The organism is Klebsiella indica, assembly GCF_005860775.1.
Taxonomy (GTDB): domain Bacteria; phylum Pseudomonadota; class Gammaproteobacteria; order Enterobacterales; family Enterobacteriaceae; genus Klebsiella; species Klebsiella indica.
In genome coordinates, this window is the sequence record NZ_VCHQ01000044.1 from 1 (window position 1) to 16,115 (window position 16,115).

The 16,115-nt window shown below is 52.7% G+C and carries 16 protein-coding genes, 2 tRNA genes and 1 rRNA gene; 4 read left to right on the plus strand and 15 right to left on the minus strand.

Annotation, left to right across the window (positions count from 1 at the left end):
- The 4 genes from FE839_RS23935 to FE839_RS23950 form a co-directional block, all read right to left on the minus strand.
- Positions 1-340: transposase (locus FE839_RS23935; RefSeq protein WP_138363221.1), on the minus strand; the 340-nt coding region annotated here is incomplete at its 3' end.
- Between the two features lie 112 nt (positions 341-452).
- Positions 453-1,181 (minus strand): nicotinamide riboside transporter PnuC, encoded by a 729-nt coding sequence (gene pnuC / locus FE839_RS23940; RefSeq protein WP_138363232.1) that lies wholly within the window; start codon positions 1,179-1,181, stop codon positions 453-455.
- Entirely contained in the window at positions 1,181-1,930 is a 750-nt protein-coding gene (locus tag FE839_RS23945) for a nucleoside phosphorylase (protein ID WP_171034959.1), read from the minus strand. Before FE839_RS23945 ends, pnuC begins: the two co-directional genes overlap by 1 nt.
- A gap of 26 nt (positions 1,931-1,956) precedes the next feature.
- The gene (locus FE839_RS23950; RefSeq protein WP_138363222.1) at positions 1,957-2,661 is read right to left on the minus strand and encodes a Crp/Fnr family transcriptional regulator; all 705 of its coding nucleotides are present in this window, start codon (positions 2,659-2,661) and stop codon (positions 1,957-1,959) included.
- A gap of 194 nt (positions 2,662-2,855) precedes the next feature.
- Between FE839_RS23950 and ppiC the strand changes: the two genes are divergently transcribed.
- Positions 2,856-3,137, plus strand: coding sequence for a peptidylprolyl isomerase PpiC (gene ppiC, locus FE839_RS23955; protein WP_001140251.1), 282 nt, complete (start codon positions 2,856-2,858; stop codon positions 3,135-3,137).
- 122 nt (positions 3,138-3,259) lie between these two features.
- Here the strand turns inward: ppiC and ilvC are convergent, their stop codons facing one another.
- Positions 3,260-4,735, minus strand: coding sequence for a ketol-acid reductoisomerase (ilvC, locus tag FE839_RS23960; protein WP_138363223.1), 1,476 nt, complete (start codon positions 4,733-4,735; stop codon positions 3,260-3,262).
- Positions 4,736-4,967: 232 nt separating this feature from the next.
- Between ilvC and ilvY the strand changes: the two genes are divergently transcribed.
- The gene (gene ilvY / locus FE839_RS23965; RefSeq protein ID WP_138363224.1) at positions 4,968-5,858 is read left to right on the plus strand and encodes an HTH-type transcriptional activator IlvY; all 891 of its coding nucleotides are present in this window, start codon (positions 4,968-4,970) and stop codon (positions 5,856-5,858) included.
- On the opposite strand, the gene ilvA is transcribed toward ilvY, so the two are convergent.
- The 6 genes from ilvA to ilvL all read right to left on the minus strand — a co-directional run bounded on the left by ilvA (position 5,855) and on the right by ilvL (position 12,398).
- Positions 5,855-7,399 (minus strand): threonine ammonia-lyase, biosynthetic, encoded by a 1,545-nt coding sequence (gene ilvA, locus FE839_RS23970; protein ID WP_138363234.1) that lies wholly within the window; start codon positions 7,397-7,399, stop codon positions 5,855-5,857. The two genes, ilvY and ilvA, sit on opposite strands and share 4 nt — an antisense overlap.
- Positions 7,400-7,401: 2 nt before the next feature.
- Complete coding sequence (ilvD, locus tag FE839_RS23975) at positions 7,402-9,252, minus strand: dihydroxy-acid dehydratase (protein WP_138363225.1); 1,851 nt, start codon at positions 9,250-9,252, stop codon at positions 7,402-7,404.
- A gap of 55 nt (positions 9,253-9,307) precedes the next feature.
- On the minus strand, positions 9,308-10,243 hold the full coding sequence (ilvE, locus tag FE839_RS23980; protein WP_138363226.1) for a branched-chain-amino-acid transaminase: 936 nt from the start codon (positions 10,241-10,243) through the stop codon (positions 9,308-9,310).
- Positions 10,244-10,259: 16 nt separating this feature from the next.
- Entirely contained in the window at positions 10,260-10,517 is a 258-nt protein-coding gene (ilvM, locus tag FE839_RS23985; RefSeq protein WP_138363227.1) for an acetolactate synthase 2 small subunit, read from the minus strand.
- Positions 10,514-12,160, minus strand: coding sequence for an acetolactate synthase 2 catalytic subunit (gene ilvG, locus FE839_RS23990; RefSeq protein WP_138363228.1), 1,647 nt, complete (start codon positions 12,158-12,160; stop codon positions 10,514-10,516). Before ilvG ends, ilvM begins: the two co-directional genes overlap by 4 nt.
- Positions 12,161-12,299: 139 nt before the next feature.
- Entirely contained in the window at positions 12,300-12,398 is a 99-nt protein-coding gene (gene ilvL / locus FE839_RS23995; protein ID WP_063085300.1) for an ilv operon leader peptide, read from the minus strand.
- A 351-nt stretch (positions 12,399-12,749) separates the two neighbouring features.
- On the opposite strand from ilvL, the gene FE839_RS24000 reads away from it, so the two are divergent.
- Positions 12,750-14,270 (plus strand): YifB family Mg chelatase-like AAA ATPase, encoded by a 1,521-nt coding sequence (locus FE839_RS24000; RefSeq protein ID WP_138363229.1) that lies wholly within the window; start codon positions 12,750-12,752, stop codon positions 14,268-14,270.
- Positions 14,271-14,293: 23 nt separating this feature from the next.
- Here FE839_RS24000 and FE839_RS24005 read toward each other — a convergent pair whose 3' ends face one another.
- On the minus strand, positions 14,294-14,632 hold the full coding sequence (locus FE839_RS24005; RefSeq protein WP_138363230.1) for a MaoP family protein: 339 nt from the start codon (positions 14,630-14,632) through the stop codon (positions 14,294-14,296).
- Between the two features lie 117 nt (positions 14,633-14,749).
- On the opposite strand from FE839_RS24005, the gene hdfR reads away from it, so the two are divergent.
- A complete protein-coding gene (hdfR, locus tag FE839_RS24010) occupies positions 14,750-15,571 on the plus strand; it encodes an HTH-type transcriptional regulator HdfR (protein WP_138363231.1) in 822 nt (273 codons plus the stop codon).
- Positions 15,572-15,655: 84 nt separating this feature from the next.
- Here the strand turns inward: hdfR and FE839_RS24015 are convergent.
- The 3 genes from FE839_RS24015 to rrf all read right to left on the minus strand — a co-directional run bounded on the left by FE839_RS24015 (position 15,656) and on the right by rrf (position 16,031).
- Positions 15,656-15,731, minus strand: a tRNA-Trp gene (locus tag FE839_RS24015).
- Positions 15,732-15,782: 51 nt separating this feature from the next.
- A tRNA-Asp gene (locus tag FE839_RS24020) sits at positions 15,783-15,859 on the minus strand.
- 56 nt (positions 15,860-15,915) lie between these two features.
- Positions 15,916-16,031 (minus strand): 5S ribosomal RNA (rrf, locus tag FE839_RS24025).
- Positions 16,032-16,115: the final 84 nt, after the last annotated feature.

A 16,115-nucleotide genomic window follows, 5' to 3' on the forward strand; every position in this document is an offset into this window, starting at 1 on the left:
GGCGGATACGGTTCTGACTGAGGGTGGAAGCATCCGGGACTTTCTCCGTCAGGCCCATACGCAGGAACCAGCGGTAGGCCACGTTGACCTGGATTTCTTTGACCAGGCGACGCTCAGAGGGGATACCGAAGAGGTAGCCCAGCAGCATCATCTTAATCAGGCGGACGGGGTCAATGGCGGGCCTGCCATTATCGGGGCAGTAGAGATGAGCCACAGCATCGCGAATAAATTCAAAGTCGATGACGGCATCGATTTTGCGGACCAGATGGTCCCCGGGAACGAGTTCGTCGAGGGTGATGGTTTCAAACTGGTACTGCTGTGGGGAGGGTTCTCTGAGCATGGCGGTCAGTCCGTTTATTGCACTGACCTTATTAGATCAAAGTCCTGACTTTTCAGCCAGGACTTTGTCAGCAGTCTGAGGCTGCCCTTTCAGGCAGCCAGGGGAACGTTAATCAGGAAGCACTGGTAGAAAGCGGCGTATAGCCGTTACGCTGTGCGCTCTTGATCCAGCTGTACGAGCCCATTACCGCGATCGCCGTCAGCAGGACATACTCAAGCGACATGGCATAGACCCCCTGCACCGCGTAAATCACCACGCTAATCACGTCGATAACCACCCACAGCAGCCAGTTTTCCACATATTTACGGGTCATCAGTACCATCGCCGCGATCGACAATACCAGCATGGTGGAATCCCAGAACGGGAATGCGTCCGGCTGTAGTTCTGGCATCGCGACCTGGATACCCACCGTATGCAGCAACGCCAGCATAATGCGGGTTAGCGCCGCGAACACCGGATCGATAAACAGCGTGAGCAAAATAATCGCCACCACGCAGACGCCGCCCAGCACCAGGGTTTGCTGACGAGAAAGCCAGCGTACCTTGAGTTCAGCCTCTTGCGCCTCGTTTTGTCGGCTCCACGCATACCAGCCATAAATGTTGGCGGCGAAGAAAAACACCTGTAGCAGCAGACTGGCATAGAGCTGAATCTGGAAAAAAATCGCCGCAAACAGAGTGACGTTAATCAGACCAAACAGATAGTTGATAATTTTTTCCCGGCTGGCGTACCAGATGCACAGCAGACCAAAAACGGTCCCGATGGCTTCAATCCACGATAATGCATAACCACCTTCACCAAGAGGAATGTTGACCATCACATTGTTAATGCTAAAAAAGTCCATCATCGATCTCCTTGCTGGCTAGCGGAATAGATGGCGCGCAGCGCCAACGTAATTTGCCGTTCTTCACCCTGCTGACACAACGCTTCTTGCTGGACATAATCATTGATGCTGCTCTCCAGGCTGGCGTTATGAGCGACAACCACGTTAAGTAACGATGCTGTGCGTAGGCCACGCAGTGAACCGATGGTCATCAGGGCGGCGCTCTCCATATCCGCACCAAGAATGCCACGCGCCGACCACTGTGCATCCAGTTCCGCCTCACGATCGGTATAAAAACTGTCATGGCTGCGCACCACACCGCATACTGCGGGGATATTCATCTGACGCGCCTGCGCCATCAATTCCCAGGTAAGCTGCGGGTCAGCGCAGGCCGGGTAGCCCTCTGGCGCATAGGTTCGGCTGGTACCATCGTCCATTACCGCGGCGTGAGCGATAATCACGTCACCGAGCGCAAGATTATCCTGCAATGCCCCGCAGCTACCGATACGAATCAGGGTCGTTACGCCGATCTGACGTAGCTCTTCAATCGCAATCGCCGTCGATGGCCCGCCGATTCCGGTAGAAAGCACCAAAATCTCAACGCCCTGATACCAGCCGCGTGCGGCACGAAACTCCCGATTCTGGCCAAGCAGCTCGGGATTATCAAGAAATTTGATGATGCGATCGACCCGCTGCGGATCGCCCGGCAGCAGCGCGTATCGCGCACCGATCATCTCTTTGCTCAACTGAATATGGGGTTGCAGCGACATTCTCCCGTCTCCTTAATTCTTCGTGATTATCCGTTATCAGCCTCCTGCTTTAATTTTTCAGGGGCTAACAACACAATACGTTCACCGTCGGTATCAATAATTCTCAGCGCTTTCAGATCATGCAAAATACGGTTAATACTGCGGGTCGTCGCCGCGAACTCCTGGCTGAGATTCTGCTTGTCCAGCACGATTTTATTCGATCCATCCTGTTGATAACGCAACCATAATGCCTGACATACCCGCTGATATAGCGAGTACAGATTGTCGCTGCTGGCCTTTTTCGACAGTTGATAATATTGCTGGCTAAAGAAGCGCAGCATCCGCTGATTAAAATGATTATCTAAAGCCAGCCAGCGGCAGAAATGCTCTTGCGACAAACTCAGGAGCCGCACATGCCCCATCGCGACAACAGAGCAGATATAATGTCGCGACTCAAAGATCTCCAGCTCACCCAGCATGTCGCCTTTGCGGTAACGCGCCTGCCGATAGCGGCGCCCATCTTCAGCTTCGTAAAAAACGTCAACCTCACCGGCAATAATCAGCGAAAACCGCTGACATACTTCCCCCTGGCGACAGATAAAAACGCCACGCGGGATCTCTTCAAAACGCCAGCGCTGCATGATTTCCAGAGGACAGTATTTCAGTAATTCATACAGCAGCGGATCGCCAACAATCTCACTTAACCCGGATAACCAGCCGACGGAAAACTCCGTTTTTTTCATTGTATTCATGTTATCTCGCCCCATGACGGCAGGGACAGGACGGCTGTCCTGTGAAAGAGGAAATATATTTGATAAAAGTGTTGCTCATCTCCCGGTTCATTCAACCCGGAGGGACATCTGTCCTGCGATGGCGAAGAGTATATGTCCGACGCCCTAAGGAATGATAAAGTGGCGGGCAACCTTTGAGACATGAGAGTGAAATAATGGCGAAAACCGCAGCAGCACTGCATATCCTGGTAAAAGAAGAGAAGCTGGCGCTGGATCTTCTCGAACAAATCAAAAATGGCGCCGATTTCGGCAAACTGGCGAAGAAGCATTCAATCTGCCCGTCAGGTAAACGCGGCGGCGATTTAGGTGAATTCCGCCAGGGCCAGATGGTACCGGCATTCGACAAAGTGGTCTTCTCCTGCCCGGTGCTGGAACCCACCGGCCCGCTGCATACGCAGTTCGGTTATCACATCATTAAAGTGCTGTATCGCAACTAATAAAAAGCCCGGTGAATCTGAACACCGGGCTTTTTTTGCCGGATGGCGCTAGCGCTTATCCGGCCTACGAAATAATGGCTTTTTGTAGGTCGGGTAAGCGCTAGCGCCACCCGACAACCTATTTAACCAGCTACCGCAATACGCTTCATATCGGTCATATAACCGCGCAGTTTCTTACCAACCTGCTCAATAGCGTGACCACGAATCGCTTCGTTCACATCGCGCAACTGAGCGTTGTCTACCGCGCCTTCAGCAATCGCTTTGCCCAAATCGCCGGTCTGCAGGGTCGTCATAAACTCTTTCAGCAGCGGTACGCAAGCGTAAGAGAACAGGTAGTTGCCGTATTCTGCGGTATCGGAGATAACCACGTTCATTTCGTACAGACGCTTACGGGCGATGGTGTTGGCGATCAGCGGCAGTTCGTGCAGTGATTCATAGTAAGCGGACTCTTCGATGATGCCGGAATCCACCATGGTTTCAAACGCCAGCTCAACGCCTGCTTTCACCATCGCGATCATCAGCACGCCTTTATCGAAGTACTCCTGCTCGCCGATTTTACCTTCAAACTGCGGCGCGGTTTCGAATGCGGTTTTACCGGTCTCTTCACGCCAGGTCAGCAGTTTCTTATCGTCGTTGGCCCAGTCTGCCATCATGCCGGAGGAGAATTCACCGGAGATGATGTCATCCATATGTTTCTGGAACAGCGGCGCCATGATCTCTTTTAACTGTTCGGACAACGCGTAAGCGCGCAGTTTCGCCGGGTTGGACAGGCGATCCATCATCAGCGTAATGCCGCCCTGCTTCAGCGCTTCGGTGATGGTTTCCCAGCCGAACTGAATCAGTTTTTCGGCGTAAGCCGGGTCGATACCGTCTGCCACCAGCTTGTCGAAGCACAGCAGAGAACCCGCCTGCAGCATACCGCAGAGAATGGTCTGCTCGCCCATCAGGTCAGATTTCACTTCCGCAACGAAGGAAGACTCCAGCACGCCCGCACGATGACCACCGGTCGCTGCAGCCCAGGCTTTAGCAATCGCCATGCCTTCGCCTTTCGGATCGTTTTCCGGGTGAACCGCGATCAGCGTCGGAACACCGAAACCACGTTTGTACTCTTCACGTACTTCGGTACCCGGACACTTCGGCGCTACCATCACCACGGTGATGTCTTTACGGATCTGCTCGCCCACTTCAACGATGTTGAAGCCGTGAGAGTAACCCAGCGCCGCGCCGTCTTTCATCAGCGGCTGCACGGAACGCACCACGTCAGAGTGCTGTTTGTCCGGCGTCAGGTTAACCACCAGGTCAGCCTGGGGGATCAGTTCTTCGTAAGTCCCCACCTGAAAGCCATTTTCAGTCGCTTTGCGCCATGAAGTGCGCTTCTCAGCAATCGCTTCTTTACGCAGCGCGTAAGAGATATCCAGACCGGAGTCACGCATGTTCAGGCCCTGGTTCAGCCCCTGAGCGCCACAGCCGACGATGACCACTTTTTTACCCTGAAGGTAGCTTGCGCCATCGGCAAACTCATCGCGCCCCATAAAGCGACATTTGCCCAGTTGCGCCAGCTGCTGGCGCAGATTCAGTGTATTAAAGTAGTTAGCCATGGTGATACCTCGTGATGTTGTGCGTTATTACTCTAAGAATTTCGGGTTGCAGGAAGGCGGCAAGGCAACGCATCTGCGACTTGAAAGACAACGAGTATATTGTTCGGTTCGCTTGCCGTGTCTGTGCAAGAGAGAATGAACTCACTATATGACAGGAAATTTATTGCGGAAATTGATATATTCACAACATCACATTGCAATTTTTGCAACGTAGAAATCTGGAGCAAAATCTGTGGATTTACGCGATTTGAAAACCTTCCTGCATCTGGCGGAAAGCCGCCATTTTGGCCGCAGCGCGCGGGCGATACACGTCAGCCCTTCCACACTTTCCCGGCAAATTCAGCGCCTCGAAGAAGACCTCGGGCAGCCATTGTTTGTTCGCGATAACCGCACGGTCACGCTTACCGAAGCGGGAGAAGAGTTGCGTACTTTTGCCCAACAGACGCTGTTGCAGTATCAACAGTTACGCCACACCATTGACCAGCAGGGCCCGTCGCTATCGGGAGAACTGCATATTTTCTGCTCAGTCACCGCCGCCTATAGCCACCTTCCTCCGATTCTCGATCGCTTCCGCGCCGAACATCCCTCAGTGGAAATTAAGCTCACCACCGGCGATGCCGCCGATGCGATGGAAAAGGTGGTGACGGGCGAGGCGGATCTGGCGATTGCCGGTAAACCGGAAACCCTGCCCGGGGCGGTCGCGTTTTCAATGCTGGAGAATCTGGCGGTGGTGCTGATAGCTCCCGCATTGCCTTGCCCGGTGCGAAATCAGGTTTCAGTGGATAAACCCGACTGGTCAACGGTGCCGTTTATCATGGCCGATCAAGGCCCGGTGCGTCGCCGTATTGAGCTGTGGTTCCGCCGTCAGAAAATCAGCAATCCGTCGATATACGCGACGGTCGGTGGACATGAAGCGATGGTGTCAATGGTCGCGCTCGGCTGCGGCGTGGCGCTGCTGCCGGAAGTGGTATTGGAAAATAGCCCTGAACCCGTGCGTAACCGCGTGATGATCCTGGAGCGTAGCGACGAGAAAACGCCGTTTGAACTGGGCGTTTGCGCACAAAAAAAGCGGCTGCATGAGCCGCTTATTGATGCGTTCTGGCAGATATTGCCAAATCACTAACCCGCAAGGAAGAAGCGGAACGCCGGATTATTGCTCTCATCGTGGCAATCGTAGCCCAGTTCATGCAAACGGGTTTCGAAATCAGGTTCATGATCGCCAAGTTCGAATGCCGCCAGTACGCGCCCATAATCGGTGCCGTGGCTGCGATAGTGGAACAGGGAGATATTCCAGTGAGTGCCCAGCGTGTGGAGAAACTTCAGCAGCGCGCCGGGGGATTCCGGAAATTCAAAACTGTACAGACGTTCCTGCAACGGTTTTGACGGACGCCCACCGACCATATAGCGCACATGCAGTTTCGCCATTTCATCGTCAGAGAGATCAACCACGCTGTAGCCGCCTTCACGCAGCAGATCGAGAATCTCTTCACGCTCTTCCAGACCGCGACTCAGGCGCACCCCGACAAAAATACAGGCGTTTTGCGCATCAGCGAAACGGTAGTTGAACTCGGTGACAGATCGACCGCCCAGCAACTGGCAGAACTTGAGAAAGCTACCTTTTTCTTCCGGGATGGTTACCGCCAGCAGCGCTTCGCGTTGTTCCCCTAACTCACAACGCTCGGAAACGTAGCGCAGGCCGTGAAAATTGACGTTAGCGCCGGAAAGCACATGCGCCAGACGTTCACCACGAATGTTATGCTGAGCGATGTATTTTTTCATTCCCGCCAGCGCCAGCGCACCGGAAGGTTCCGCCACCGCACGCACATCTTCAAACAGATCTTTCATCGCGGCACAGATCGCATCGCTATCCACGGTCACGATGTCATCCAGATACTCCTGACACAGACGAAAAGTCTCATCGCCGATGCGTTTAACCGCCACGCCTTCGGCAAACAACCCGACGCGAGGTAAATCAACCGGATGCCCGGCCTCCAGCGCGGCTTTCAGGCAAGCTGAATCTTCGGCTTCGACAGCGATGACTTTGATTTGCGGCATCAACTGTTTGATCAGCACCGCGACGCCCGCCGCCAGCCCGCCACCACCGACCGGCACAAATATACGGTCAATGTGGGCATCCTGCTGCAGCAGTTCCAGCGCCAGCGTCCCCTGCCCGGCGATCACCATCGGATGGTCGAACGGCGGAACCCAGGTGAACCCCTGCTGCTGCGCCAGCTCAATCGCTTTCGCTTTTGCTTCGTCAAAGTTAGCCCCGTGCAACAGCACTTCACCACCAAAACCGCGAACAGCGTCGACTTTGATATCCGCTGTCGCCACCGGCATCACGATAAGCGCCTTCACGCCGAGACGAGAAGCGGAGAAAGCCACACCCTGAGCATGATTCCCCGCCGACGCGGTAATCACGCCATGAGATTTTTGCTCTTCAGTCAGCCCCGCCATCATGGCATACGCCCCACGCAGCTTAAAGCTGTGTACCGGCTGGCGATCTTCACGCTTCACCAGGACAACATTATCAAGACGCGATGAGAGCTTTTCCATTTTTTGTAGCGGCGTGATCTGTGCCGCTTCATATACTGGCGCGCGCAGTACCGCCCTGAGGTATTCCGCCCCCTCAGGGGCGGCAGACAGGGGTTGTGACTCGGCCATCATTAACCCCCAAGTTTCGATTTATCGCGCACGGCGCCCTTATCAGCGCTGGTCGCCAGACTGGCGTAGGCGCGGAGGGCGAAGGAAACCTGACGATTGCGATCTTTCGGCGTCCAGGCCCGATCACCGCGAGCCTCCTGAGCTTCACGGCGCGCCGCAATCTCGGCATCGCTCAGTTGTAGCTGAATACTACGATTTGGAATGTCGATAGCAATGGTGTCGCCATCTTCAATAATCGCAATATTGCCGCCGCTGGCCGCTTCCGGTGAGACATGACCGATAGAGAGGCCTGATGTCCCACCAGAGAAACGACCGTCGGTAATCAGCGCGCAAGCTTTCCCCAGGCCCATTGATTTCAGGAAGCTGGTCGGATAGAGCATCTCCTGCATGCCCGGGCCGCCTTTCGGCCCTTCGTAGCGAATAACCACCACATCACCGGCAACCACTTTACCGCCAAGAATCGCCTCAACGGCATCATCCTGGCTTTCATAGACTTTCGCCGGGCCGGTAAATTTCAGAATGCTGTCATCCACACCTGCGGTTTTTACGATACAACCGTTTTCAGCGAAGTTACCGTAGAGCACCGCCAGACCGCCATCTTTGCTGTAGGCATGCTCCAGCGAACGAATGCAGCCTTCGGCGCGGTCAGTATCCAGCGTGTCCCAGCGGCAATCCTGGGAAAAGGCCTGAGTTGTGCGGATACCCGCCGGCCCAGCACGAAACATCTGCTTCACCGCGTCATCCTGACTGACCATAACGTCATACTGCTCCAGCGTCTGCGACAGCGTCAGGCCAAGAATGTTTTTCACATCACGATTCATCAGCCCGGCGCGATCCAGCTCGCCAAGAATACCCAGCACACCGCCCGCACGGTGGACATCTTCCATATGGTATTTTTGCGTACTTGGCGCAACCTTACACAACTGCGGTACTCTACGGGAAAGCTTATCGATATCGCTCATTGTGAAGTCAATTTCTGCTTCCTGTGCTGCTGCCAGCAGGTGCAGTACGGTATTGGTGGAACCACCCATAGCGATATCCAGCGTCATCGCGTTTTCAAATGCCGCTTTGCTGGCGATATTACGCGGCAGCGCGGACGCATCATCCTGCTCGTAGTAACGTTTAGTCAGCTCAACGATGCGCTTGCCGGCATTGACGAACAGTTGCTTACGGTCAGCGTGGGTTGCCAGCAATGAGCCGTTACCGGGTTGCGACAGACCCAGCGCTTCGGTCAGGCAGTTCATGGAGTTTGCGGTGAACATCCCGGAGCAGGAGCCGCAGGTCGGACAGGCGGAACGTTCAACCTGATTGCTCTGGTCATCGGTGACTTTCGGGTCAGCGCCCTGAATCATCGCATCAACCAAATCGAGCTTAATGATCCGATCGGAAAGTTTGGTTTTCCCGGCTTCCATCGGGCCGCCGGAAACAAAAATCACCGGGATATTCAGGCGCAGAGACGCCATCAACATCCCCGGGGTGATTTTATCGCAGTTGGAGATACAGACCATCGCATCAGCGCAATGGGCGTTCACCATATACTCCACCGAGTCGGCGATCAGTTCGCGAGACGGCAGTGAATAAAGCATGCCCCCGTGACCCATAGCGATCCCATCATCCACCGCAATGGTGTTAAATTCTTTAGCGACACCACCCGCGGCTTCAATTTGCTCAGCAACCAGCTTACCGAGATCGCGAAGATGTACGTGACCCGGCACAAACTGGGTGAAGGAGTTCACAACAGCGATAATCGGCTTACCGAAATCAGCATCGGTCATTCCAGTGGCGCGCCATAACGCGCGGGCACCCGCCATATTACGACCATGAGTGGTGGTGGCGGAACGGTACTTAGGCATGCTTTAGTTACTCCCAGTTTTTGTTAAATGGGGCGCTGCGTATCGCCCCATCTTTTTATGCTTTTTGATTAACCTGATCCAACCAGCCCCATTTATCTTCGGTTTCACCGGTAAAGAGGCCAAAAAATGCTTGCTGAATGCGTTTGGTGACCGGACCACAGCGACCTTCACCAACCTGAATACCATCAACGCTGCGTACCGGCGTGATTTCTGCGGCAGTGCCGGACATAAAGACTTCGTCAGCCAGGTACAGTGACTCGCGAGACAGAACCTGCTCACGCACTTCAATACCTAGCTCTTTCGCCAGCTTGATAATCGCGTCACGGGTAATGCCCGGTAGCGCGGAAGAGGTGAACGGCGGGGTAAATAATATGCCATCTTTCACTTCAAACAGGTTTTCACCTGCGCCTTCAGAAATATAGCCATTTACGTCCAGCGCGATACCTTCCTGATAGCCATGACGGCGCGCTTCACTACCGACCAGCAAAGAAGACAGGTAGTTACCACCCGCTTTGGCCGCGGTTGGGATTGTGTTTGGCGCAGCGCGGTTCCAGGAAGAAACCATCGCATCGATCCCCTGATCCAGCGCTTCAGCTCCCAGATAAGCTCCCCACGGGAAGGCGGCGATAATGACGTCAGTATTGTAACCATCCGGCGGGTTAACCCCCATGCCAACATCGCCAACAAAAATTAACGGACGAATATAGGCGCTGGTCAGATTGTTTTTACGAAGAACTTCGCGGCAGGCCTCCATCAGTTCATCAATGCTCTGAGAAACCGGGAAACGGTAGATTTTGGCTGAATCATGCAAACGCTGCATATGTTCACGATGACGGAACACCACCGGCCCTTTATGAGAATCGTAGCAGCGGATACCTTCAAATACAGAAGTTCCGTAATGCAGCGCATGGGACATCACGTGAACTTTCGCCTCGCCCCACGGAACCATCTCACCATTGAACCAAATGTAGTCAGCTTTTTTCGTCGTCATTTTTCTTCCTTTGCGCTCAGGCGCGAATTTGTTGTGATGTTGGTTGCTGGATCTCGACGCAGGCAACGTCCACCAGTTTGCTTAATTGACTAAACAGTAATTCGACTGGCCGCTGGCTGGCAACGGTCAGTTCAATATTAATATTCCGGGTATCCGCGGCGGCTTCCATATTCATAGCGCAAACCTGGAATCCGCGATGGCGCACAACGCGCAGTACACGTTCTAACGTTTCGGGATTAAAGCGAGCCTGCAAGGCGACCTGATGTTGCATCATGATAATTTCTCCAGCATTTCTGCGTTACTGGCACCGGGCGGCACCAACGGCCAGACATTCTCAAGTTCGTCGATTGAGACATGAAGCAGATAAGGCCCCTGGCTCGAAAGCATGGTGTCGAGTGCCGCTTCAACCTGGTCTTTACGGGTAATATGTTGACCAGGGATGCCAAAGGCGCTGGCCAGAGTAAGGAAATCGGGGTTATCAGTAAGGGTGGTTTCGCTGTATCGTTCCTGAAAAAACAATTGCTGCCATTGTCGTACCATTCCTAACCGCTGGTTATCGAGTAAAACAATCTTCAGTGGCAACTGCCTGCGTTTTACGGTGCCCAGCTCCTGTACATTCATCATGAAGGAACCGTCACCGGAGATACAGATAACCGTATCATTAGGGCGAGCCACCTGCGCACCGACCGCCGCGGGCAGGCCAAAGCCCATGGTGCCTAATCCGCTGGAGGTAATGAAATTCTCCGGACGCGTATAGGTCATATGCTGCGCTGACCACATCTGATGTTGCCCGACATCGGTTGTGACAACACAATCTGCCGGTTTACGTTCGGAAAGCTGCTTCAGCAACAGCGGAGCGTAGATAGTCTCGCCAGGATGATCGTAGCGCCAGGCGTGCTCAGCACGCAGAGCTGCAATACGCTGACGCCAGATATCAACAGACAGCGGCTGCTGCAACGCAGGTAGCATCACATTCAGATCGCCGGTCAGGCCAATATGCGCCTGACGCAACTTGTTCAGCTCGGCTGGATCGATATCCATATGAATAACGCTGGCATGCGGAGCAAAAGTATTCAGCTTACCTGTCACGCGGTCATCAAAGCGGGCGCCGACTGCGATAAGCAGGTCACATTCCTGTACCGCGATGTTAGCCGCTTTGGTGCCGTGCATTCCCAGCATTCCCAGATAGTACGGATAATCCGCATTCACAACGCCCAACCCTTTCAGGGTGGAGGTCACTGGCATTTGCGTGACGGCAAGAAATTCGCGCAGCGCCGGTACAGCCTGAGCCATACCCACACCACCGCCAACGTATAACATTGGCTTCTGCGACTGAGCCAGCATCTGCAGCGCGCATTCAATATCCGCACTCGGGAAGTCAACATCATCGGCAACCATCGAGAAATGCGGATCGAGCTCCCCCTGAGCCAGCTGGATATCTTTCGGGATATCAATCAGCACCGGCCCAGGACGGCCTGAATTTGCCACATGGAAAGCTTCAGCGATAACGCGCGGCAGCTCTTCCAGAGACTGCACCAAAAAACTGTGTTTAGTACAAGCCAGCGATAACCCAAGGACATCCACTTCCTGGAATGCATCAGTACCAATGAACGGAGCGGCAACCTGACCAGTAACAGCAACAACAGGAACAGAATCAAGCAGTGCGTCAGCCAGGCCGGTGATCAGATTGGTCGCACCAGGGCCAGAGGTAGCGATACATACGCCAGTTTTGCCAGTGGCTCGCGCATAGCCGATAGCTGCCATTGCTGCGCCTTGTTCGTGCCGACACAATAAATGCTCCACACCACCGTCATACAATGCATCATAAACCGGCATAATTGCGCCACCCGGGTAGCCAAAAACAGTATCAACTCCCTGTGCTCGCAAAGCATGCACTACCCATTGCGCCCCATTCATAGTTACTTCCCCGTCGTAGATCGAGGGAAACAGAATTTTATGCTAAAACTCATTATCTGCTCCCCATTTCTGTTTTTCAGTTATAAAAAAACCCCCGGACCTTTCGGTGCGGGGGTCTTAGTTCGTTAAGGCTTGATTTTTAAGCCTTTCCTCGTCCAAGTGCAGCCCCGCACGGTGGGATAATAATCACCACCACGCTAATCACGACCAGGCTAATCACTCGTAGAAGGACTGTCATTTTATGTTCTTTCTGACTTCATGTTCGAAGGAATACCTAAAGAGTTACCATAGATATTGCTGTTAACACAAGATTTTTTTATGAGCCATTTTGTTATCGTGCTAACTATTTATGAAAAAACAATTGTTTTTAATAAGAAAAACATGAAATGAAAATATTTCAATTTGCGGCATGAACCACAACACTTTCTGATTACCGCCAACCTACAGTTGCCCACTGCAAATCAGCTTCCGGAATGAGTGAAACATGGCGATCGACAAAAAGTTGGCCGGGAGGAGGCATCTAAAATTTAATATTGCCAAATTACTCGATGAAAATTCCCCGACATAATTCCTGCTCTCAGGAGGTTTTATGTCACTTGCCATTGTTTACACACGCGCCGCTCTCGGAATCAGCGCCCCGCTCATCACTATCGAAGTTCATATCAGTAACGGGCTTCCTGGTTTGACAATGGTCGGGCTTCCGGAAACAACGGTCAAAGAAGCGCGTGACCGGGTACGTAGTGCGATCATTAATAGTGGTTACACCTGGCCGGCGAAAAAAATCACGCTTAATCTGGCTCCAGCCGATCTTCCCAAAGAAGGGGGAAGATATGATTTACCTATCGCTCTCGCGCTTCTGGTGGCATCAGAGCAGCTTAATGCCACCAGGTTAAGTCAATGTGAGTTTGTCGGCGAACTGGCGCTTACAGGCGCTCTGCGTGGCGTTCCTGGGGCGATATCCAGCGCAATGGAGGCAATCAACGCAGGCCGAAAGATCGTTGTCTCCGATGAAAACGCCGTTGAGGTCGGATTAATCGGTGGTGATGACTGCTTTATTGCCGGGCATCTGCAGGAAGTTTGCGCTTTTCTTGAAGGTCGAACCGCGTTAAATCATCCCCCATCAGAAGTCGAGTATTCAAACGAAGTATCGTCAGATCTCCGTGATGTTATTGGTCAACAACAGGGAAAACGAGCGCTGGAAATCACCGCCGCGGGCGGGCATAACCTGCTATTGATTGGCCCTCCCGGAACAGGCAAAACAATGCTCGCCAGCCGGCTCCCTGGCCTTCTACCGCCATTGAGTAATCAGGAAGCCCTGGAGAGTGCGGCAATACTCAGCCTGGTCAATTCCAGTAATGCGACAAAACAGTGGCGTCGCAGGCCGTTCAGAGCGCCACATCATAGTGCATCGCTTGCAGCTATGGTGGGAGGCGGCTCAATTCCGGTTCCTGGTGAAATTTCCCTTGCCCATAACGGGGTTTTATTCCTTGATGAATTGCCAGAATTCGAGCGCAGGGTGCTGGATGCATTGCGAGAGCCGATCGAGTCAGGAATAATTCATATCGCGCGCGCACGTGCAAAGATCGATTACCCCGCTCGTTTTCAACTTATTGCAGCAATGAATCCCAGCCCGACAGGACATTATCAGGGTCATCATAACCGAACTTCGCCAGAACAAATCCTGCGTTACCTCGCGCGATTATCAGGCCCGTTTCTTGACCGCTTCGATCTCTCTCTGGAAATACCTTTACCGCCGCCGGGAGTACTAAGCCAGGGAACCAGCAAAGAGGAAGAGAGTGCCAGCGTACGACAGCGGGTTCTGATTGCACGCAAAAAGCAACTATCCCGACAGAATAAACTTAATGCACATCTGGGAAATAACGAGATGAAAATCTGGTGTCGTCTCCATAAAGATGACGCTATCTGGCTGGAACAAACTTTAGTGCAACTTGGGCTTTCTATACGAGCGTGGCAACGGCTTATTAAAGTTGCCCGAACCATTGCTGATATTGGAGAAGTGGAACATATCGAACGCCCTCATTTACAGGAGGCTCTGAGTTACCGGGCGATAGATCGGATGTTAGGCCATCTACAAAAATTGATGGTCTAAAAAAGGGCTTTCGCCCTTTTTTCTTAATCATCACTTTCAGTGTAATCTTCCGCGCCTTCCACCTGCGGTTTACCGCCGGATAAGGTGTGGAAGCGCTTCGGACGCTTAATACGTGCCATATACTTAATCCAGACGCGCTCTGCTTCCGTTGCGGGCTCACGTTCTCCACGGCACACCGAAACAAACTGTTTTTCTTCTTCGGTAACAGGCTCGCGTTTACCCAGTTCCAGTTCATTAAAGGCATAACCATAACGTTCCAGCAGTTGCGCCTCTTTGATGGTGAAATCTCCATGACGGGAAAACCCGCGCGGATAATTTTTATTGTCGAAAAAACGATTAGTTGTCGTAAAGCTTTCCGCCATCCTACACGCTCCTGATTTTTGGCCGAGCTATTTATGGCGCGGAGTATTAGTTACGCTTGACAGAGCGTCAAACAAAACATTTAAATCATCACGACAAATAATTTTGCGGAGAAAAGTGTGGATACGGAATTGCTCAAAACTTTCCTTGAGGTGAGCAGAACTCGCCACTTTGGCCGAGCCGCGGAGGCGCTTTATCTGACGCAGTCAGCAGTTAGCTTTCGTATTCGTCAACTGGAAAACCAGCTCGGAGTGAATCTTTTTACTCGTCATCGCAATAATATCCGCCTGACCCCAGCCGGAGAGAAACTATTGCCGTATGCCGAAACCCTGATGAATACCTGGCAGGCTGCGCGTAAAGAGGTGGCAAATTCTTCCCGACATAATGAATTTTCGATCGGTGCCAGCGCCTCTCTTTGGGAATGCCTGCTTAACGAGTGGCTGGGAAAACTTTATACCGAATCCGATGGACTGCAGTTCGAAGCACGGATCGCACAGCGCCAGTCGCTGGTAAAACAATTACATGAACGTCAGCTTGATCTACTGATCACGACAGAATCACCGAAGATGGATGAACTAAGCAGCCAGTTGCTTGGGCATTTCACACTGGGACTTTTTTGTACATCACCAGCTAAAAATAAAAATGAATTGAATTACTTGCGTCTGGAATGGGGACCTGACTTTCAACAAAATGAAGTCGGGTTGATTGGTAATGATGATATTCCTCTACTCACCACCAGTTCCGCTGAATTAGCATACCGGCAGCTCAGTTTGCTCAAGGGATGTACATGGTTACCGGTACGCTGGGCGCAGGAGAAAAATAACCTGCATGCAGTGACGGATAGTACGATGCTTTCAAGGCCTCTCTTTGCGATTTGGCTGCAAAACAGTGACAAACAAGCGCAGATTCGCGATATCCTGAAAAATAACATATTGGGATAGATTTAATCCTCCACGGACGGGGGATTATCGGGCAGGGAAATTTAAATCAAAAAAAATCCTTTGCCTGAGCAAAGGATTATTATATGGCAGGGGCGGAGAGACTCGAACTCGCGACACCCGGTTTTGGAGACCGGTGCTCTACCAACTGAGCTACGCCCCTAAATTTCTTATCATTAAGCCTGCTAAATAGCAGGCTTAATTTTCTAATAAGTGGCGGAACGGACGGGACTCGAACCCGCGACCCCCTGCGTGACAGGCAGGTATTCTAACCGACTGAACTACCGCTCCACCGAATACTTCTGCAACCACCGGTTTTATGCCCCGGTGTGACTGCTTAATTTGATGCCTGGCAGTTCCCTACTCTCGCATGGGGAGACCCCACACTACCATCGGCGCTACGGCGTTTCACTTCTGAGTTCGGCATGGGGTCAGGTGGGACCACCGCGCTACGGCCGCCAGGCAAATTCTTTGTGCTCTGTCCTGTGTCTTTTGCGCTGATACTGCGTTGGCTGCTCTGGCGAACGTCAGTCACATACCTGTGTAT